At 67.9% G+C, this 20,045-nt stretch carries 21 protein-coding genes; 9 read left to right on the top strand and 12 right to left on the bottom strand.

Annotated features, from left to right (window positions below; all coding sequences use genetic code 11):
* Positions 1–11: 11 nt before the first annotated feature.
* Both ACP26O_RS14880 and ACP26O_RS14885 read right to left on the bottom strand, forming a co-directional pair.
* Positions 12–923: an ABC transporter ATP-binding protein gene (locus ACP26O_RS14880; RefSeq protein ID WP_011658039.1), complete on the bottom strand. Its 912-nt coding sequence runs from the start codon at positions 921–923 to the stop codon at positions 12–14.
* Positions 920–2,044, bottom strand: coding sequence for an MlaE family ABC transporter permease (locus tag ACP26O_RS14885; RefSeq protein ID WP_011658040.1), 1,125 nt, complete (start codon positions 2,042–2,044; stop codon positions 920–922). The genes ACP26O_RS14880 and ACP26O_RS14885 overlap by 4 nt, the downstream gene beginning before the upstream one ends.
* A gap of 292 nt (positions 2,045–2,336) precedes the next feature.
* Here ACP26O_RS14885 and ACP26O_RS14890 point away from each other — a divergent pair, with 292 nt between their 5' ends.
* A complete protein-coding gene (locus ACP26O_RS14890) occupies positions 2,337–4,397 on the top strand; it encodes a bifunctional 2',3'-cyclic-nucleotide 2'-phosphodiesterase/3'-nucleotidase (protein ID WP_175665636.1) in 2,061 nt (686 codons plus the stop codon).
* Between the two features lie 14 nt (positions 4,398–4,411).
* Positions 4,412–5,254, top strand: coding sequence for a tetratricopeptide repeat protein (locus tag ACP26O_RS14895; RefSeq protein ID WP_175665637.1), 843 nt, complete (start codon positions 4,412–4,414; stop codon positions 5,252–5,254).
* Positions 5,255–5,361: 107 nt separating this feature from the next.
* Here ACP26O_RS14895 and ACP26O_RS14900 read toward each other — a convergent pair whose 3' ends face one another.
* The 4 genes from ACP26O_RS14900 to ACP26O_RS14915 form a co-directional block, all read right to left on the bottom strand.
* Positions 5,362–5,703, bottom strand: coding sequence for an OmpA family protein (locus tag ACP26O_RS14900; RefSeq protein WP_175662480.1), 342 nt, complete (start codon positions 5,701–5,703; stop codon positions 5,362–5,364).
* Positions 5,704–5,785: 82 nt separating this feature from the next.
* A complete protein-coding gene (locus ACP26O_RS14905) occupies positions 5,786–6,460 on the bottom strand; it encodes a M35 family metallo-endopeptidase (RefSeq protein WP_175665638.1) in 675 nt (224 codons plus the stop codon).
* Positions 6,450–7,004 (bottom strand): hypothetical protein, encoded by a 555-nt coding sequence (locus tag ACP26O_RS14910; protein WP_175665639.1) that lies wholly within the window; start codon positions 7,002–7,004, stop codon positions 6,450–6,452. The genes ACP26O_RS14905 and ACP26O_RS14910 overlap by 11 nt, the downstream gene beginning before the upstream one ends.
* On the bottom strand, positions 7,001–7,177 hold the full coding sequence (locus ACP26O_RS14915) for a hypothetical protein (RefSeq protein WP_175665640.1): 177 nt from the start codon (positions 7,175–7,177) through the stop codon (positions 7,001–7,003). The genes ACP26O_RS14910 and ACP26O_RS14915 overlap by 4 nt, the downstream gene beginning before the upstream one ends.
* Positions 7,178–7,472: 295 nt before the next feature.
* On the opposite strand from ACP26O_RS14915, the gene ACP26O_RS14920 reads away from it, so the two are divergent.
* The 3 genes from ACP26O_RS14920 (at position 7,473) to ACP26O_RS14930 (ending at position 9,646) form a co-directional block, all read left to right on the top strand.
* Positions 7,473–8,393 (top strand): biotin--[acetyl-CoA-carboxylase] ligase, encoded by a 921-nt coding sequence (locus ACP26O_RS14920; protein ID WP_165752094.1) that lies wholly within the window; start codon positions 7,473–7,475, stop codon positions 8,391–8,393.
* On the top strand, positions 8,390–9,178 hold the full coding sequence (locus tag ACP26O_RS14925) for a type III pantothenate kinase (RefSeq protein WP_175665641.1): 789 nt from the start codon (positions 8,390–8,392) through the stop codon (positions 9,176–9,178). Before ACP26O_RS14920 ends, ACP26O_RS14925 begins: the two co-directional genes overlap by 4 nt.
* A gap of 225 nt (positions 9,179–9,403) precedes the next feature.
* Positions 9,404–9,646 carry a hypothetical protein gene (locus ACP26O_RS14930; protein ID WP_105832942.1) on the top strand — a complete coding sequence of 81 codons (243 nt, stop codon included), beginning with the start codon at positions 9,404–9,406 and terminating at the stop codon, positions 9,644–9,646.
* Between the two features lie 16 nt (positions 9,647–9,662).
* On the opposite strand, the gene rfaE2 is transcribed toward ACP26O_RS14930, so the two are convergent.
* The 6 genes from rfaE2 to ACP26O_RS14960 all read right to left on the bottom strand — a co-directional run bounded on the left by rfaE2 (position 9,663) and on the right by ACP26O_RS14960 (position 15,715).
* Positions 9,663–10,148, bottom strand: a complete 486-nt coding sequence (rfaE2, locus tag ACP26O_RS14935) for a D-glycero-beta-D-manno-heptose 1-phosphate adenylyltransferase (protein ID WP_105787132.1) — start codon at positions 10,146–10,148, stop codon at positions 9,663–9,665.
* Between the two features lie 165 nt (positions 10,149–10,313).
* Positions 10,314–11,192 carry a hypothetical protein gene (locus ACP26O_RS14940; protein ID WP_006755359.1) on the bottom strand — a complete coding sequence of 293 codons (879 nt, stop codon included), beginning with the start codon at positions 11,190–11,192 and terminating at the stop codon, positions 10,314–10,316.
* A gap of 495 nt (positions 11,193–11,687) precedes the next feature.
* The gene (locus tag ACP26O_RS14945) at positions 11,688–12,914 is read right to left on the bottom strand and encodes a patatin-like phospholipase family protein (RefSeq protein WP_175665642.1); all 1,227 of its coding nucleotides are present in this window, start codon (positions 12,912–12,914) and stop codon (positions 11,688–11,690) included.
* Between the two features lie 24 nt (positions 12,915–12,938).
* Positions 12,939–13,697 carry a PhaM family polyhydroxyalkanoate granule multifunctional regulatory protein gene (locus ACP26O_RS14950; protein WP_175665643.1) on the bottom strand — a complete coding sequence of 253 codons (759 nt, stop codon included), beginning with the start codon at positions 13,695–13,697 and terminating at the stop codon, positions 12,939–12,941.
* A gap of 79 nt (positions 13,698–13,776) precedes the next feature.
* The gene (locus ACP26O_RS14955; RefSeq protein WP_105832865.1) at positions 13,777–14,604 is read right to left on the bottom strand and encodes an enoyl-CoA hydratase/isomerase family protein; all 828 of its coding nucleotides are present in this window, start codon (positions 14,602–14,604) and stop codon (positions 13,777–13,779) included.
* A gap of 118 nt (positions 14,605–14,722) precedes the next feature.
* Positions 14,723–15,715, bottom strand: coding sequence for a fumarylacetoacetate hydrolase family protein (locus ACP26O_RS14960; RefSeq protein ID WP_175665644.1), 993 nt, complete (start codon positions 15,713–15,715; stop codon positions 14,723–14,725).
* Positions 15,716–15,842: 127 nt separating this feature from the next.
* Here ACP26O_RS14960 and ACP26O_RS14965 point away from each other — a divergent pair, with 127 nt between their 5' ends.
* From ACP26O_RS14965 to ACP26O_RS14980, 4 genes are all read left to right on the top strand, one after another.
* Entirely contained in the window at positions 15,843–16,718 is an 876-nt protein-coding gene (locus ACP26O_RS14965) for an IclR family transcriptional regulator (RefSeq protein ID WP_175701421.1), read from the top strand.
* Between the two features lie 187 nt (positions 16,719–16,905).
* A complete protein-coding gene (locus ACP26O_RS14970) occupies positions 16,906–18,189 on the top strand; it encodes a DUF3108 domain-containing protein (RefSeq protein WP_175665646.1) in 1,284 nt (427 codons plus the stop codon).
* A 245-nt stretch (positions 18,190–18,434) separates the two neighbouring features.
* Entirely contained in the window at positions 18,435–18,692 is a 258-nt protein-coding gene (locus tag ACP26O_RS14975) for a BTH_I0359 family protein (protein ID WP_006477667.1), read from the top strand.
* 263 nt (positions 18,693–18,955) lie between these two features.
* Positions 18,956–20,023, top strand: coding sequence for a homocysteine S-methyltransferase family protein (locus ACP26O_RS14980; protein WP_011658053.1), 1,068 nt, complete (start codon positions 18,956–18,958; stop codon positions 20,021–20,023).
* Positions 20,024–20,045 lie beyond the last annotated feature (22 nt).

Below are 20,045 nucleotides of genomic sequence, written 5' to 3' on the forward strand. Positions count from 1 at the left end.
TGTCCTTGCCGTTACAGCTCGACGCTCGAGAGCGCCGGTTCGAGGGCGGCCTTCGGCAGCTTCGCGCGCCGCTCGGGCGGCAGCGCCTGCAGTGCGCGGCGCCCGCGCAGCCCCAGGAAATATTCGTGGATGAACGGATGGTCGACGTTCGCGGCCTCCTCGACCGGCGCGGCCACCAGCACCTTGCGGTCGGCCAGCACCGCGACGCGCGTCGACAGCGCGACCATCGTGTCGAGGTCGTGCGTCACCATCACGACCGTCAGCCCGAGCGTGCGGTGCAGCGTCGCGATCAGCTCGACGAATTCGTCGGATGCCTGCGGGTCGAGGCCGGCGGTCGGCTCGTCGAGGAACAGCAGTTCGGGCTCCAGCGCGATCGCGCGCGCGATGCCGACCCGCTTCACCATCCCGCCCGACAGCGCGGCCGGCATCTTCGACGCGTGCTTGCACGGCAGCCCGACCATCTCGAGCTTCAGCATCACGATGTCGTGCAGCAGGTCGGGCGGCACGCGGCCGAGCTCGCGCAGCGGCTGCGCGACGTTGTCGAACACCGTCATCGACGAGAACAGCGCGCCCTGCTGGAACAGCATCCCCGAGCGCGTGCGCATCATCCGCGCGCTCGCGTCGTCGATCTTCGAGGTGTCCTCGCCGAACACCTTGATCGTGCCCGACGTCGGCCGCTCGAGGCCGAGGATCTGCCGCACGAGCGTCGTCTTGCCCGACCCCGAGCCGCCGACGATCGCCACGATCTCGCCGCGCCGCACGTCGAAATCGAGCTTCTGGTGAATGATGTTGCGCCCGTAGCGCTTCGTCAGGTTGCGCACCTCGATCACGAAGTCGTCACCGGGCGCGGCGGCCGGCGGTGTTCCGGCTGCCGCCGTATGGGCGCTGGCGGCACCGGCCGCCGGGTCGTTCGACGCGTTCATCCGAGCCCCACGTTCTGGAACATGATCGCGAACACCGCGTCGGCGAGGATCACGACCGTGATCGACGAGACGACCGACGTGGTCGTGCCTTCACCGAGGCTTTGCGAGTTCGCCTTGATTCGGAAACCGAAATGGCATGCGACCAGCGCGATCAGCATGCCGAACACGACGCCCTTGCCGACGCCGATGTACAGGTTCGCGATCGGCACGACGCCCGGCAACGAGCGCACGAAATAGTTGATGTCGATCCCGAGCACGAATTTCGCGGCGAGCGCGCCGCCGGTCAGCGCGATGATGTTGGTCCACATCACGAGCAGCGGCATCGCGACGCCGAGCGCGAGCACGCGCGGCAGGATCAGCCGCAGCCCGTGCGGGATGCCCATCACGCGCATCGCATCGAGCTCCTCGGTCACGCGCATCACGCCGATCTGCGCGGTGATCGCCGAGCCCGAGCGGCCCGCGACGAGGATCGCCGACAGCACCGGGCCGAGCTCGCGGATCACCGACAGCCCGAGGATGTTCACGATGTAGCGGTTCGCGCCGAATGTCTGCAGCTGCTGCGCGGACAGGTAGCTAAGCACGATGCCGATCAGGAACGCGACCAGCGCGGTGATCGGCAGCGCCTGCGCGCCGGCGCTGTAGATGTTCGCCGAGGTTTCCTTCCACGGCATCGTCTTCGGACGGCGCAGCACCGACAGCGCGTCGAGGATCACGAGGCCGAACATCGCGATGCCGCCCTGCAGGTGCTCGGCGAACGCGAACAGCATGAAGCCCAGGCGCGTGATCGGGCCGAAGTGCACGACGCGCTCGGGCGCCTCGCGCTGGCTGTCGAGCCGCTCGATGCGCTCGAAGATCGTGCGCTGCGTGGGGCTCAGCGCGACGCCGTCCGGCAGCTTGCGGCCCCACACGCGCCACAGCGCCTGGCCGCCGACGTGGTCGAGCCGTTCGATGCCGGACAGATCCCATTCGCTCACGCGCCCGGACGCGATGCCCGCGACGCGGCGCGCGACCGCGCCACGGTTGCGCGCGAGCGCGAGCGCGGTCCATTGGCCGTACAGGCGCACCGTCTGGCCCTGGCCGCCGGCGTCGACCGACAGGCCGGGAGGAGTCTCGAAGTCCAAGGGCGGGTTGTTTGCAAAAGGATGACAGCGGCCATTGTAGCGAACCGCCCGGCGCAGCGACGTGAGGATTGCCGTCGCGGCGCCCGGCCGGCGCGCCGGCCCGTGGCGCCTGCCTGGGCGTGCGTGGCCCGGCTCGGCTTGTCCCGCGCGCGCCTTTCATTCTTCCGTCATGTTTCCTTTCGATACTCTCACGCGCGCACATCAGGCCGTCGGCGCCCGCGCCGCCATTTCGTTGCGCACTTCGCGCTTCATCGTCGCGACTCATAGAACAGAACACCGAACAGGACAACCGATGCGTCTCCCCCCGCTTTCCCGCCGCCGCGCGGGCTTCGCCGCCACGCTCGCCAGCCTCGCATTCGCCCTCGCCGGCTGCGGCGGCGACGACGTCACCGCTCCGCCGTCGCAGGCCCAGGCACCGGCCGGCACGACCGCCACGCTCGCGCTGCTCGAAACGACCGACCTGCACACCAACGTGCTGTCATATGACTATTTCAAGCTCGCCGCCGACAACTCGCTCGGCTTCGAGCGCGTGTCGACGCTGATCGCGCAGGCGCGCGCGCAGTACCCGAACACGCTGCTGCTCGACAACGGCGACACGATCCAGGGCACCGCGCTGTCGGACTACCAGGCGCTCGTCAAGCCGATCGGCTGCGACCAGACGCTCGCGATCTACAAGGTGATGAACGCCGCGAAGTTCGACGGCGGCGGGATCGGCAACCACGAGTTCAACTACGGGCTGCCGTACCTGTCGCAGGTGACCGGCAACACGTTCGACGTCGACGGGCTGCCGGCCCCCGCGCAGCAGAAGAAGTGCGCCGGCCCGAACTTCCCGCAGGTGCTCTCGAACGTGATCAGCGCGAAGACCAACGCGCCGCTGTTCACGCCGTACACGATCCTGACCCGCACGGTGACGGCCGTCACGCCCGACGGCAAGACCGTCAGCGCGCCGGTGAAGGTCGGCATCATCGGCTTCACGCCGCCCGCGATCATGAACTGGGACAAGCGCTGGCTCGACGGCAAGGTCTATACGACCGGTCTGAAGGAAGCGGCCGAGAAGTACATTCCGGAGATGCGCGCGAAGGGCGCCGATCTCGTCGTCGCGATCTCGCACGGCGGCCTCGACAACTCCGCCTATTCGCCGACAATGGAAAACGGCAGCTGGTGGCTGTCGAAGGTGCCCGGCATCGACGCGATGCTGATCGGCCACTCGCACCAGGTGTTCCCGGACGCGAACAGCACCGTGCCGCAGTTCAACCTGCCGGGCGTCGACAAGGCGAAGGGCACCGTCAACGGCGTGCCGACCGTGATGGCCAACTTCTGGGGCAAGCATCTCGGCGTGATCAAGCTCGGCCTGAAGTTCGACGGCCACGCGTGGAGCGTCGACAAGTCGCTGACGACCGTCGAGGCGCGGCCGATCCAGAACGCGGACAAGAGCTACGTCGCCGCCGACCCGTCCGTCTCCGCCGCGATCGCCGCCGAGCACCAGGCAACGATCGACTACGTGAAGACGCCGATCGGCTCGACCGACTACCGGATGAACTCGTACTTCGCGGACGTCGGCGATCCGGGCGCGATCCAGATCGTCAACGAGGCGCAGGCCGACTACGTGCGGACCTACGTGCAGGCGAACCTGCCGCAATACGCGTCGCTGCCGGTGCTGTCGGTCAGCGCGCCGTTCAAGAGCGGCTTCGGCGGCGGCAGCGACTACACCGACGTCGCGCCGGGCGCGCTCGCGATCAACAACGCGGCCGACCTGTATCTGTACCCGAACACCGTGTACGCGGTGAAGGTGAGCGGCAGCGACGTGAAGAACTGGCTCGAGACGGCCGCGAAGCGCTTCAACACGATCGACCCGACCAAGGCGACCGTGCAGCCGCTCGTCAGCAGCTTCCCCGGCTACAACTTCGACATGTTCACGTCCGTCGATCTCGCGTACGAGATCGACGTCACGCAGCCGGTCGGCAGCCGGATCAGGAACCTGACGTACCAGGGCGCGCCGATCGACCCGAACGCGCAGTTCATCGTCGCGACCAACAACTACCGCGCGAGCGGCGGCGGCAACTTCCCGGGCCTCGACGGCAGCAAGACGATCTTCGCGTCACCCGACGCGAACCGCGACGTGCTGATCTCGTTCATCAAGAAGCGCGGCGCGATCACGCGCGCGGCGGACGGCGCGCAGCGCAGCTGGCGCTTCACGAAGCTCGCGAGCTCGGTCGCGCATGTGCGGTTCACGTCGGCGCCGAATCGGCTCGGCGACGCAGCGGCAGCCGGCCTGAGCGGCCTCACGCAGGTCGCGGCCGACGACGGCTCGGGCAAGAACCTCGCCATCTACGAGATCGACCTCACGCAATGACCATGAGACCCGCGATGCAACCGATCCGGACGATGCGGCCGGCCGAGGCCGGCTTCACCGCCACCGCGCGGCGCCTGCTGCGCGCGAAACTCCCGCCGGCCGCGTTGCTCGCGGCGGCGGCCGTGACCGTCGCGGCCGTCGTCGCGACGACCGGCTGGCGAGCCACCGGCCCCGCGCCGAGCGCCGCGCAGCTCGACGAGTGGCAAGCGATGGTCGCACAGGCCGTCGAGCCGCATGCGCTCGCGCAGTTGCGCACCCTCGCACGGCGTGGTTCGGGCGATGCGCAGGCGGCGCTCGGCATCGCGCTCGTCGATGCGCGCGAGCCGGGGCTGCGCGATGAGGGGCGCGGGTGGCTCGAAACCGCCGCCGCGGACGGCAAGGCCGACTCGCCGGCGGCGCGACGCGCGCAGCTCGCGCTCGGCAAGGCGCTGCTGCTCGGCAGCGGCGACATCCCGAAGGACTACGCGCGCGCCCGTGCGCTACTCGGCGAAGCGGCCGGCCAGGGCGACCCGGCCGCCGCGTACTACCTCGGGCTGATCTATCGCAGCGGGTACGGCACCGCGGCCGACCCCGTGCAGGCCGCGCACTGGTTCGAGCTCGCGTCGCGCGCGGACATCCCGGCCGCGGACTTCATGCTCGCGAACGCGTACCGCGACGGCAGGGGCGTGCCGCGCGACGAAGCGCGCGCGCTTGCGCTGTATCGGCGTGCGGCGGAACACGAGCTGCCGGAAGCCGTGCAGACGCTCGCGATGGCGTATCGCAACGGTGAGCTTGGGCTCAAGCCCGATTCGGATGCGTTCCACGCGCAGTGGATCGAGACCGCGCATGCGTTGAAGCATCCGGTTGTGGCGCCCTGAGGGTGTTGCTCCAACCTGCGAGACGCATCATCCGTCGGCACCAAGCCTGCGCGGCGCTGATGCTGTGAGAATCCAATGTGGACGTGCCGCATGCGCATGGCGCACCGTCATTGCTTCCGGTTCGGCACGGACGTACCACATGGATTCTCGCAACCATCCGATGAACACGCGGGAATGAACTCAATCTCTATCTGATTGCGTTGATCCGGAGCGGTAACGGAGTTGCTACGCCAAATTTTAGATTCGGTATGAATTCTCTCTTCTGAAACACCGAGATCAACCAGATATGCCCGAACAGCGTTGGCTCGATCGCGGGCAATTGCAATTGCGTCACGCTCGTGTTCGTCTGAATATCCGTAGATCACCACGGGGCCGTTGTTCGCCACACTGCCCCGGACGGTAACCAACAAACTGGCGAGTGCAATCCGGTCGGCATTCGAAATATTCACGATGCCATGGTCAAGCTTACTTGCGTATTGCAACGCAAAACTACAAGCGAACGCAGCACTTGGCCCGCATAGCGCCGCAAGACTAATCGACGCACAAGATATACCACGCAATATTGTCCGCATTCCTGATTGCCATTGTGGGATCTTCTTTCGCAAGACGTCGACTGAGGAATTGTCCATAGGTGTTCTTGTAGTCAAACGCTCCAAACGTATCCAAAAAGTGCGCGCATTCATGAACGATGGTAAGTTGCATCGAGGACAACGTGCCCACACTCGTGTCCGGCAGTTCACAGAACTTTGGGTTGAGCGATATCGTATGCGTTGCAGTATCGGGACCGCAAACGTGGGCAACTTCACCTGCTAGATTTTTGGTATTCGGTGTACACCCCAGCGCCCGATCAAGCTCCGGATCGGAGCGAACGAAATTTCTTGCCGTCAATCCATTCATCACCGTGATCAAGGAAACCAGTCCGCCTACCAATACACGTCGAGTGGACTCATCGGCGATCCCGAACCATTCCCTGACTCTTGCCCGCGCAGGTTCTTTCCAGGCATCGAGCTCGTAGATTCGGTGCGTAATTATTTTTACGGCATCGTCACGCAAAGTCAGAACCTTCTTCCGAAATTCCGCATCGGTCATGTTGTCACAGATTGGTGGGCCGTCGACTGCCAACAAGAGCTCCACCTTGGAGCCATGTGTGGTGTTCGTCATGGCTGAGCTGTGCACAGTCACGTATTCGTAGTCGTCATGAGGCATTGTTGTTCTCGACTATTTCGATTCTCAGTCTCTCCGCGTAGCTCGTCGCAACGCGCTGTGTGTGGCCCGTACTATCAGTCATACCACTGAGGACGCGACCGGAACTGGTATGTATTCGGTATGGCACACATGCCAAGGGCCGGCCGGTCTTCGCATTCTTCAATACATACTGCTCATCGTATTGCTCACTAGCGAATGGCGGAGCTGAATGATCGTTTCCCCGCGCCGTCGGCCCCACCGCATACTCGTCGCCAACAAACATCTTCATACTTCGCTCGGCATGGAAAACCGGCGGCGGGCTGCACCCGCATGCGTTGATGTCCCCACTCAACGCCCATTGCTGACCATTGGGCGCCGTGCCGGGCAAGCGAGGACCTGCCGGCGCAATAAACCCTTCCCGCTTACAGGCCGTGCAGTAGGTTTTCATATAGAGCGTGGCAATCTGCACGAGCGGTGGCGGATTGGAACAGGTGACGAATTCGAGTCCTTCCGTGATCGTGGCACTCCCGCCTCGATCGCCCCTGGCAAGGAAGTAGCGGATCATTCGATGTCACCTGAACTGACCGCAATCAAACGCCTGCCGCCCGTGAAAGCACCGGTTGCCGCAAACTCTGCGGCTGCCCGCCTACCTGGAAAGCCCCTGCCATGATCGGCCACGAACCAGCGGTCGGCAGCAGTCCATGAAAGCCCCGGCGACAATTGCTTTTCACGATTCATCTGGATTCCCTCTCGTCACTGATCGGTGCAAATCGCATCGCACCAAAATGCGCGATCGGCATAACAGAATCAATCTGACGAATTCGAAATCCTAATAAATTGGCATCGGTCGACTATGTTTCGCCAATCGGTCGACCAGGACGTGGGGGCAACTTTCCTCCGAATGACGCTTTTCTCAACCAGACAACAGAAAACGAGCGCCCAGCGTCGCACGTCGATCGGGCCCTGCACTTCGCAAGATGACGTCCGCCCCGACTGCCGACTTTATTAGCGCCCTGTCGCTACAATATGCGCCATGAACGCCCCCACCTCCTCCGACACGCCCGATACCGGTGACGCGCGCATCGCGCGCAACCGGCTCGAGGCGCACCTGGATGCCGCGCCGCGCGCGTGGCCGCTCGACATCGTCGCCGCCACCGGCTCGACCAACGCCGACGTCGCGACGCGCCTGAAGGCGCTGCCGCGCACCGCGAGCGCGCTGCCCGCGCCGCTCGTGCGCGTCGCGTTCGAGCAGACGGCCGGCCGCGGCCGGCAAGGCCGCCCGTGGTTCGCGCAACCCGGCAACGCCCTGCTGTGCTCGGTCGGCTGCATCGTGCCGCGCCCCGTCGACGCGCTCGCCGGTCTCAGCATCGCGATCGGCGTCGCGCTCGCGGAAGGGCTCGCCGCGCTGCCGCTCGACGCCCGCTCGCGTGTCGCCCTCAAATGGCCGAACGACCTGCTGCTGACGGCCACCGACGACGGTACGTCGCACATCGTCGGCAAGCTCGCGGGCATCCTGATCGAAACCGTGTGGAGCACCGCCGACGCGACCGCCGTCGTGATCGGCTTCGGCATCAACGTGCGCGGCGCGGAAGCCGTCGCCGCGCAGGTCGAAGCGCTGCGCGCGCGCGAAGCGACGCTCGCGAGCGGGCTGCCGCCGGCCGCGCTGTCGGCCGCGTGCGCATCGGCCAACCTCACCGATACGCTCGCCGCCGCACTGAACGCGCTCACGCCCGCCCTCGCGCAGTTCGGCACCGACGGGCTCGCGCCGTTCCTGCCGCGCTGGCACGCGCTGCACGCGTACGCCGGACGCGAAGTCGTGCTGCTCGAACAGGGCGTCGAACGCGCGCGCGGCATCGCAACGGGCATCGACGCGACCGGCCAGCTGCTGCTCGACACGCCCGACGGCGTGCAGGCGATCGCGGCCGGCGACGTATCGCTGCGCGAAGCGCAATGAACGAGCCGCATCTGCTGATCGACGCCGGCAACAGCCGGATCAAGTGGGCGCTCGCCGATGCGCGGCGCACGCTCGTCGATACGGGCGCGTTCGGCCATACGCGCGACGGCGGCGCCGATCCCGACTGGTCGGCCCTGCCGCGTCCGCATCGCGCATGGATCTCGAACGTCGCGGGCGCCGACGTGGCCGCACGGCTCGACGCGCTGCTCGACGCCTGCTGGCCGGGCCTGCCGCGCACGACGATCCGCTCGCAGCCCGCGCAGTGCGGCGTGACGAACGGTTACACGACGCCCGAACAGCTCGGCAGCGATCGCTGGGCCGGCTTGATCGGCGCACGTGCGGCGTTTCCGGGCGAGCATCTGCTGATCGCGACGTTCGGCACGGCGACGACGCTCGAAGCGCTGCGCGCGGACGGTCGCTTCACCGGCGGGCTGATCGCGCCGGGCTGGGCGCTGATGATGCGCGCGCTCGGCACGCACACCGCGCAGTTGCCGACGCTGACCACCGACATCGCGAGCGGGCTGCTCGCGGGCGCGCAGGCCGAGCCGTTCCAGGTCGATACGCCGCGCTCGCTGTCGGCGGGCTGCCTGTACGCGCAGGCCGGGCTGATCGAGCGCGCATGGCGCGATCTCGCCGATGCGTGGCAGGCGCCCGTGCGGCTGGTGCTGGCAGGTGGTGCGGCGGACGACGTCGCGCGCGCGCTGACGTTGCCGCATACACGGCACGACGCGCTGATCCTGTCGGGGCTTGCGTTGATCGCCGCGGAAGGGGCGGCGCAGGATTGACGAAAACCGGCCGGTATCGCGCCGACCGCATCGACGAATGCCCGGCTGCGTGCTTCGTCACGGGAAGGATGGAAGAACGGGCGCGGTGTGTGCGCCCATGCAGGCAGCCGGCCGCTCACGCGGCTCGGCCGCCGCGAACGATCGCCAGCTGCAACGGCAACCTCTGCCATGCGGCCGGCCCGACTGAACGGTTGAACGACTGAACCACGACGAGGAGTGTCGACGATGCTGCGCTGGCTGATCGCTGTTCTCTTTCTCGCGAACCTGCTCGCGTTCGTGGCGGTGCGCGGCGTGTTCGGGCCGCTGCCGGCGGCCGGCGCGCGCGAACCGGGCGTGCTGTCCCGGCAGGTGCGGCCCGATGCAGTGCATGCGATGCCGCTCGCGCAGGCGACCGATCAGCCCGTGATCGGCGCTCCGATCGCCGCGCCGGCCCTCACGGAGGCGCCGCTCGCGGCATCCGCGCCCTGACGGCGCGGCGTACGCATCAGGACTGCTGCGCGCGCACCTTCTTCAGCAGCGCGGTGGTCGAGCGGTCATGCGCGAACGGAATCGCGAGCGCACGGCCGCCCCAGCCGCGCACGATGGCCGATTCCGGCAGCGCGTCCATGTCGTAGTCGCCGCCCTTCACGAGAATGTCCGGACGGACGGCCTCGATCAGCGACACCGGCGTCTTTTCCTCGAACTTCACGACCCAATCGACGCTCTCCAGCGCCGCGAGCAGCGCCATCCGGTCGTCCTCGCGGTTGATCGGACGGTCGTCGCCCTTGCCGAGCATGCGCACCGACGCATCGCTGTTCACGCCGACGATCAGGCACGCGCCGAGCGCCTTGGCATCGGCGAGATACGTGACGTGGCCACGGTGCAGGATGTCGAACACGCCGTTCGTGAACACGACGGGCGAAGGCAGCGAAGCGCGCAGGGCAACCAGGGCGTCGCGGGTGATCAGCTTGCGTTCGAAGGTAGCGGACATGATGGAGTTCGGATGGCGTGAGCGGCGCGCCGTGTACGTCGCGACAGGACGCGGCGGCGCCAGATAATGAAAAGCCCGCCGGCGGGCCGGGCGGGCTTCATGCAGGAATTCACTGCGACGATCGCAACCGGCGGAGCGTCACGGCGGCTGCGCCGCCGCGCGGCGTCAGGCCGGTTGCGCGGCCGACGACGGGCCGCTTTCGGACTGCAGGCGGCCGGTGACTTCCTTGCGATAGCGGTTCAGCTCCTGCGCGGTCGCGAACGTGCGCTCGAACAGGATCGACAGGTTGTGCAGGATCCGGTCGACGACCTTCTTTTCCCACTCGCCATCGAAGCGGATCTGCTCGTCGAGCCAGCGCTCGAGCCATTCCGGATCGGGCAGGCGCGACTGCACGGTGTCGCGCGGGAACAGCGCCTGGTTCACGTGCAGGTTGGTCGGGTGCAGCGGCTTCTCGGTGCGGCGCGCCGATGCCATCAGCACGCCGATCTTCGCGAACGCCGCGCGCGCGACGTCGCCGCAGTTGTTCAGCGCCTTCTTCATGTAGCGCAGGTAAGCGCCGCCATGGCGCGCTTCATCGCGCGAGATCGTTTCGTAGATGTGCTTGATGACCGGCTCGGTGTGCCAGTCGGCCGCGCAGCGATACCAGTGGTTCAGGCGGATCTCGCCGCAGAAGTGCAGCATCAGCGTCTCCAGCGGCGGAGCCGGATCGAACTGGAAGCGCACCGCGTGCAGCTCTTCCTCGGTCGGCACCATTTCCGGCCGGAACCGGCGCAGGTATTCCATCAGCACGAGCGAATGCTTCTGCTCCTCGAAGAACCACACGCTCATGAACGCGGAAAAGTCGCTGTCGTGCTGGTTGTCGCGCAGGAACATTTCCGTCGCGGGCAACGCCGACCATTCGGTGATCGCGTTCATCTTGATCGTCTTCGCCTGCTCGTCGGTGAGCAGCGAAGCGTCGAACTTGTCCCACGGAATGTCCTTCTCCATGTCCCAGCGGACAGCTTCGAGCGACCTGTAAAGTTCCGGATAAAGCATGGTGTTCATGATGGTCCCACCCCTGTTCTGCGCAATGCGACTTCTCTAAACGTGACTGTTGCCGCGTACGCGCGCGAGCGCGCTTTTCGCAGCCAAGACTCTAATTTTACGCGGGAATCCAGCCGCCGGACGCAGATTCCGCATCCGGCTGCCAGGCGGCCGCGCCGCCGCCTCGACGCACGCTGCAGCCCCGCTCCGCTCGAACGGAGCCGACCGCGCGTGCCTCATGTGGGGGCCGGCGCAAGCCGGCTCGTTGACGAGCCGGCCCCGGCGTCACACGGCTCCCGGACGGGTTCTCCGTACGGCTGCCGGACGGCAGGCTGCTCGATATGGTGTATACGGCGGCGGCCATGATAGCACGCACCCATGACGGTTCCGAGACGCCGGGCCGGTCGTGCGCCGCCCACGGCGGTGCGGCGATCGGTCGCGGGCGGGCGTCGCGAAAACGCAACCGATCTGTAAGGCGCATCTGCCTCAGCGCCATTTCCGGGGACCTGACTCACATCAGACCCGTATTTCGCCCGTCGCGATACCGCCTTCCGGCGGCGTGCCGGTGGGCGGCGCGCTGCAGCCGTCGGCGCCCGCGATCCAGCTCGCCAGCGTGTCGCGCTGCGCGCGCCCGTCGCGGTAGCCGAGCTCGATCAGCTCGCGCGTGAACGCCTCCTCGAACAGCAGGTAGCTCGCGAACGACGCGCCGGCCGGCTGGCTGCCGCCGATCGCGCCGAGCAGCCCGCGCATCGTGGCCGGCATCTGCTTCAGGTGTTTCGCGGCGATCAGCTCGATGCGCTCGGACGGCGCGATCGCGAGCACGTCCACGTGCCGCCAGCCGCTGTCCACTTCGACCTGCTGCGGCAGGTGCTCGATCATCCGGTTGATGTGCTCGATGCGTTCGATGTCCGCGCCGATCGAGTCGAGAAACACGCTCGCGAGCACCTGCTGGCCGATCTGCGCGAGCGTCGGATAGCCGCGCACCCGTCCCGAACCGTTCGCGGCGGGAATCTCGGGCCGCGGATCGGCCGCGCCGATCACGACGATCCGGTTCGCGCCGAAATGGATCGCCGGCGACAGCGGCGCGACCTGCCGGATCGACCCGTCGCCGAAATATTCGACCTGTCCGTCGAGCACGAGCGGCACGGCCGGGAACACGAACGGAATGGCCGACGACGCGAGCAGGTGCGACGCCGACAGGTCGACGAGCCGCGCGGTGCGCTGCGCGCGCCGCCATGCCTGGATCGGCTCGGCGGCCTGGTAGAAGGTCAGGTGCCGCCCGCTCGAATAGCTGAGCGCCGTGATCGACAGCGCGTGCAGCAGCCGGCTCTCGAGCATCTGCTCGATCCGGTGGAAACTCAGCTCGCGCTTCAGCAGGTGCGCGAGCGGCGCGTTGTCGAGCAGCCCGCGCGGCGAACGGCGTGCCGCCCAGCCGAAGCTCATCGCCGCGAGCCAGCGTGCACCGGCCGCCGCGATGCCGAGCCAGTCGGTGCGATACACGTAGTCCGCGCGCAGCGGCTCCCAGAATTCGAGCAGGCGCCGCACGCCGTGCGAAAAATCGTCTGCGTGGCTCGCGATCGACGTTGCATTGATCGCGCCGGCCGACGAGCCGCATACGACCGAAAACGGCACCGTATGCCGCTGCGGATCGGCCTCGCGCGCGATCTCGGCCAGCGCCTTCAGCACGCCGACCTGGTAGGCGGCGCGGGCGCCGCCCCCCATCAGAACGAGCGCGAGCCGCATGATCGACCTGCCATCCGGTTCGCGTCAGGTCGAGCGCTTCGGCGGACGCGTTTCGGGCGACGAAGCGGCCGCCGCGCGCGCCGCGGCCGAACCGGACGGCTTCGTGCGCTTCGCGGCCGGCTTGCGCGGCGCGGCGGCAGCGGCCGCAGCCGCGGCCGGTGCGGGCGGTTCCGCCGGCGCCGTTGGCGCGGCCTGCGCGGGCGACGCATCGTCCGGCTGATCGCCCTGCACGCCCGGCTGCGTCATCGCAAGGCTCGCGAGCTGGTTGAACTGCGCCTGCAGCAGGTTCCACCAGCCGGCCGGGTCGAACGCCTGCTGCGCGGCGTCGCCTGCCGGCGGCGCGTCGGCAGCGCCAGCGCCCGGCGCTTGCTCATCGGCGCGCGGCGCGGACGCCGCTTGCGCGGCCGCGACCGCGGCTTCCTCGGCCGCCGACATCGAGCTCTGCGCGAATGCGCCGAACGCGCGCAGCGTCGCGAGCGTCGCGCGCTGCACCTCGAGCGCCTGGATCGCGGACTGCAGCATCCCGAGATTGAGCTTGAGCCATTGCTCGACCGCGCGCAGATCGGTGATCCGCTTGTCGAGCTCCTCGACGCTCGTAAGCGGCGCCATCATGTCGGACATGCTCGACAGCGACGGCGGCAGCCCCGACGCGGCGCCGGGAAACGACGCCATCCCGCCGAACGGCGACATCCGCATCATGTCCCACATCCGGTCGAGCATGTCGGCAGGCTTGAAACCGGCAAAGCCGGCGAAAGGATTGGAGCCGGAGGCTTCGTTCGTCATTACGGGCATCCTGGTTGACTGGGTGAGCGAAGCGGCCGGCACGGGTTGCGCGGCCGCCCTGGTTCGATGATAGCGCGCGTCAGAACGGTGCGTCGCCGGGGAAGTCGGGCGGGCGCCGCTCGCGCAGCGAGCGGATGCCTTCCTGCACGTCGGGCCCCGAGAAGCCCATGAATTCGAGCGCGAGCGACGTATCGAACGTCGGCCCGGCGCTGCGCAGCCAGTTGTTCAGCGCGTACTTGGTCCAGCGGATCGCCGACTGCGACCCGTGCGCGAGCCGCTCCGCGACTTCGTACGCCTTCGGCAGCAGGTCGGCCGGCTCCACCGCGAGCGACACGAGGCCGATTCGCTCGGCCTCCTCGCCGCTCACCGGCTCGCACAGCAGCAGGTAGTACTTCGCCTTCGCCATCCCGCACAGCAGCGGCCACACGATCGCCGCATGATCGCCGGCCGCGACGCCGAGCCGCGTATGACCGTCAATGATGCGCGCATCCTTCGCGGCGATCGAGATGTCGGCGAGCAGCCCAGCGACGAGCCCCGCGCCGACGGCCGGGCCGTGCATCGCGGAGACGATCGGCTTGCTGCAGTTGATCACGTTGTAGACGAGGTCGCGCGCCTCGCGCCACACGCGGGCGCGCACGTCGAAGTCGTTCGCCATCGCGTCGACGAGCGCGAGATCGCCGCCCGCCGAAAAGCCCTTGCCCTCGCCGCGGATCACCGCGACGCGCGTATCGGGATCGCGGTCGACGTCGCGCCAGATGTCGGCGAGTTCGCGATGCATGCGTTCGTTCGCGGTCGCGAGGCCGCTGCGGTTCGCGCCCTCGCCGCTCATCACGATATCGAGCACGCCATGCTCGCGGCGCGTCACCTTCAATGCTTCGTAACCGCCGTATGCGGCAAGATCGGCCATGCGCAGCTCCCGGTGCTTGAGGCGTTTGAAACGCCTGAATCGAGTGTAGCCAAGCCCGCGCGGGCAAACATCGGGCGAAACCCGGCGCGCGGGCCGGGAGCCGGGCTTCGCGCGGGCGTCAGGCCGCGCCGTCGGGCGGTGCGACCGACTGCTCGATCGCGCCGAAGATCGACTTGCCGGCCGCGTCGAACATCTCGATGCGCACGGTGTCGCCATAGCGCATGAATTCGGTCTGCGGCGCGCCGTGCTCGATCGTCTCGAGGCAGCGCTTCTCGGCGATGCAGCAGTAGCCGCGCTTCGCGTCCTTGTTCGACACGGTGCCCGAGCCGACGATCGAGCCGGCACGCAGGTTGCGCGTCTTCGCCGCATGCGCGACCAGCTGGCCGAAGTGGAACACCATGTCGGTGCCCGCGTCGGGCTGGCCGACCTTCTTGCCGTTCCAGTGAACGATCATCGGCCGGTGCACGCGGCCTTCGCGCCATTCGTCGCCGAGCTCGTCGAGCGTCACCGCCACCGGTGCGAACGCGGTGGCCGGCTTGCTCTGGAAGAAGCCGAAGCCCTTCGCGAGCTCGGCCGGAATCAGGTTGCGCAACGACACGTCGTTCACGAGCGTGACGAGCCGCACGGCCTTCAGCGCGTCGTCGGGCGATGCGCTCATCGGCACGTCGCCGGTGATCACCGCGACTTCGGCCTCGAAATCGATGCCCCAGCCCTCGGACGCGCACACGATGTCGTCGCGCGCGCCGAGGAAGTCGTCGCTGCCGCCCTGGTACATCAGCGGATCGGTCCAGAACTCCGGCGGCATTTCGGCGCCGCGCGCGCGACGCACGAGCTCGACGTGATTCACGTACGCGGAGCCGTCGGCCCACTGGAACGCGCGCGGCAGCGGCGCCATGCAGTTCGCCGGATCGAACGCGAACGCGTTGCGTGTGCGGCCGTGGTTCAGCGCGTCGGACAGGTCGCGCAGTTGCGGCGCGTAGAACGCCCAGTCGTCGAGGACACGCTGCAGCGTCGGTGCGATCGCATCGGCGATCGCCGCGGTGTGCAGGTCGCGCGACACGACGATCAGCTGGCCGTCGCGCGTGCCGTCCTTCAGCGATGCAAGTTTCATGGGGTGTCTGCCGTTGTAGTGACGATGGAGGGAATCTATTTTACGATGGTGAATCCGAGCGGCGCGCCACGATCGTGCGTGCCGCTTTCGTCCCGACCCTTGCCGCTTCGCCGCGCCCCCGTTGCCCATGCCCTCCAACCCGCTTCCCGACGACGAACTCGCTGATTCCGACACCGATGACACCGGCTCCGGCGAGCATGGCGAAGGCGGCGAGAAGGTCCGCTCCGGCATCCAGTCGATCGAGGTCGGCTTTCGCCTGCTCGAGGTGCTGACGAGCGAGCCGCGCGCGATGATGCTGCGCGACCTCGCGCAGCGCGCGGGCATGAGCCCTGCGAAGGCGCACCGCTACCTGGTGAGCTTTTCGCGGCTCGGTGTCGTGTCGCAAGATCCCGTGTCGGGCCGCTACGAACTCGGCGGCTTCGCGCTGCAGATGGGCCTCGCGCGGCTCGCGCGCGTGGACGGCGTGAAGCTCGCGCGGATCGCGCTGACCGAGTTGCGCGACCGCGTCGATCAGACGGTCGGCATCGCGGTGTGGGGCAATCAGGGCCCGACGATCGTGCACTGGATGGAATCGAGCCACCCCGCGAAGGCGTCGCTGAAGCTCGGCGACGTGATGCCGCTGCTCGGCTCCGCGACGGGCCTGCTGTTCGCCGCGTACCTGCCGCGCAGCAAGACCGCGGCGATGCTCGAACGCGAACTCGCCGATACGCGCCGTTCGCCGCATCACGGCGGCCCGCGCACGCTCGACGAAGTCGACGCGGTGCTCGCCGACGTACGCGCGCATCAGGCCGCGCGCGTCGAAGGGATGCTGCTGCCGACGATCCACGCGTTCTGCATGCCGGTGTTCGATGCGGTCGGCGAGCTGGCGCTCGCGATCGTCGCGCTCGGTCAGGAAGGCACGTTCGACATCGCATGGGGCGGCGAGATCGACACCGCGCTGCGCGCGTGCGCGCAGAAACTGTCTTACGAACTCGGCTATAGTCCGGACGCGCGCGACGCCTGACACGCGAGCCGCGCGACACCCGGGCGAATGCGCGCGATGCTGCGCGAACGCGCGGCGCGGCCGGTGGTCCGATGGGTGTGACGTGCGGTCGTGACGTGCGGTCGTGACGTGCCGTTGCGACGTGCCGCAGCGATGTACGTCATGCACGATCCGCCACGACTGCCCCAACCTTGCTCCGTTTTCGCCGATGCCGCCTGCCGACACCCGTTCTCGTCACGTCCTGCCCCGCCACTGGCTGCGCGCGGGCATCGCGATCGTCGTCGTGCTGGTGCTGCATGCGCTCGCCGCGTTGTGGCTGACGCGCAACCGCGAATCGTTCACGCCGCCCGCGCCCGCCGAGATCCCGGTGCAGATCGAATTGCTGAAGCCGCGGCCGATCGAGCGCCAGCCCGCGCCGAAGCCGGCCGAACCTTCAGCCGAACATCATGCCGAGCCTGCGCCGGCGAAGCCGGCTCCCGCCGCACCGAAGCCTGCGCCATCACCCGAGCCCGTGCTGACGTCGACGCAGACGGCCGAGCACGGCGAGCCGCCGCCTGCCGCCGCCTCCGCCGCGAGCGGCACGGCAGGCGCATCGGGCGCGAATGCGGCACCGGCCGGCGGCGCCAGCAGCGCGAGCAGTGCCGCGACGCCGGGCCCCGCGACGAGCGGCGTGAAGTTCGTGGCGCCGTCGTCCGGTGATCTGCAATACGATACGTTCTACAACGGGATGCAGAACATGATCGGCACGATCCACTGGCGCACCGACGGACACACCTACGACCTGTCGGTGTCGATGCCCGTGCCGTTCGTCGGTCCGTTCACGTACCGCAGCGAAGGCCGCATCGACGCGTTCGGTGTGGCCCCCGATCGATATGTCGAGAAACGCGGCAAGCGCCCCGAGGACATCGCGATCTTCAACCGCGAGATCCGTCAGGTGGTCTTCACGCGCACGCCGAACAACGCGCCGCTGCCCGACGGCGTGCAGGACCGCTTCAGCATGCTGATGCAGTTGTCGGGGCTCGTGCGCGGCAATCCGTCCGCGTACAAGCCGGGCGTCACGCAGCAGTTCTTCGTGATCGACAACAACAGCGGCGAGACCTGGCCGATCACGGTGATCGGCGACGAGGACGTGCAGACGCAAACCGGCATCGTCCGCGCGCGGCACTTCATGCGGTTGCCGCGCCGCGCCGGCGACACGCGCCGCATCGACATGTGGCTCGCGCCGTCGCTCGACTGGTTGCCCGCAAGGCTCGTACAATCAGAACCGAACGGTGCGCAAATCGAATTGCTTTGGCATGGCCGGCTCGCGCCGCCGGACGCACCGGCCGACGGCGTGACGCCACGCGCAACAAATGCGCCCGACAGCGCGCCCGCCAGCACCCCGGCCGCCGTGGCACCCGCCGCGGAGCCGGCACAACCCGCGCCGCCGACGGACGTGCAACCATCGGCGCCCACGGGTTCACCACCCGCGTCGACGCCGCCCGCGCCGTGATGACCGACAGATCGGCAATTTCGACCGATTAAAGTTGTTGGCCGAAATGGCCGATGACACTCTTTAACAACTATTTCAGTGCACCGGATCACAATAAGAAACGTTTGATAGACATCGGCTTCTAACCAATACACCCCACGCAAACGGGAGAACGGGGTGTGCAGCGCAAGCCCCTTGAAACCGGCACGGCCTGCCCCACCTACGGAGCAACAAGGCCAGATGCCACTGCGAAGAGGAGTGCCGCCATGCAAATGATCTACAACAGCCCCAATTACTGCGTCGTCGAATTTGCGCCGCAGGCCGGTCACCATCTGATGAATGCCGGCGGATACGAAATCGTCGACAAGAACGCGCAGCGCGAGATTTTCATCGACGGCGAACTTGCCGAGCGTTTCCGCGCACACGTGAAGCAGCTGATCGAGGACGAGCCGTCGCTCGACGAAGTGGACGAATTCCTCGGACAGTTCGACAGCCTGATGATGATGCCCGTCGTCCTGCACTGACGACACCCGGTCCGGCGCATCGCCGGGCCCATCGCCGCGCACTGCGCGGCGTCGCGAGCACTCTGATCTACACCCCCGTCCGGTTCGCCGGCGGGGGTTTTCGTTTGATGGGGCCCGTGCGCGGCCGGGCGCGCCTTCGTTGCGCGAACAACGCTCGCCCGCACGCTTCGCGCCGGCCCCGCCACCCGCGCCGCGCGAGCCCGGGCGGCGCCCCGGCGCACCGGCTACAATGACGGTTTTCCCGTCTTCGCCGGTCTTCCGCCATGTCTGCGACCCCTCTCGCTGCTTCCGTCCCGCTCGACGCGCGCTACACGCGCGGCGCCGAACTGCCCGCGCTGCTGAAATCGCGCATCCTGATCCTCGACGGCGCGATGGGCACGATGATCCAGCGCTACAAACTCGACGAGGCCGCCTATCGCGGCGAGCGCTTCAAGGATTTCCCGCGCGACATCAAGGGCAACAACGAACTGCTGTCGCTCACGCAGCCGCAGATCATCCGCGAGATCCACGACCAGTACTTCGCGGCCGGCGCGGACATCGTCGAAACCAACACGTTCGGCGCGACGACGGTCGCGCAGGCCGACTACGGGATGGAAGACCTCGTCGTCGAGATGAACGTCGAATCGGCGCGGCTCGCGCGCGAATCGGCCGTGCGCTACGCGACGCCCGACAAACCCCGCTTTGTCGCGGGCGCGATCGGGCCGACGCCGAAGACGGCGAGCATCTCGCCGGACGTCAACGACCCGGGCGCGCGCAACGTCACGTTCGACGAACTGCGCAGCGCGTATTACCAGCAGGCGAAGGCGCTGCTCGACGGCGGCGTCGACCTGTTCCTCGTCGAGACGATCTTCGACACGCTGAACGCGAAGGCCGCGCTGTTCGCGCTCGACGAATTGTTCGAGGACACCGGCGAGCGCCTGCCGATCATGATCTCGGGTACCGTGACCGACGCGTCGGGCCGCATCCTGTCGGGCCAGACGGTCGAGGCGTTCTGGAATTCGCTGCGCCACGCGAAGCCGCTCACGTTCGGCCTGAACTGCGCGCTCGGCGCGGCGCTGATGCGCCCGTACATCGCCGAGCTCGCGAAGCTGTGCGACACCTATGTGTCGTGCTACCCGAACGCGGGCCTGCCGAACCCGATGAGCGACACCGGTTTCGACGAGACGCCGGACGTCACGTCGGGCCTGCTGAAGGAATTCGCGCAAGCCGGGCTCGTGAACCTCGCGGGTGGCTGCTGCGGCACGACGCCCGAGCACATCGCCGAGATCGCGAAGGCGCTCGCCGACGTGAAACCGCGCCGCTGGCCGAGCCACTACAGCGACGCCGCCTGACCGACCGCCCCAACGCCCGCCC

Source organism: Burkholderia sp. R-40, assembly GCF_049942845.1.
Lineage (GTDB): Bacteria > Pseudomonadota > Gammaproteobacteria > Burkholderiales > Burkholderiaceae > Burkholderia > Burkholderia ambifaria.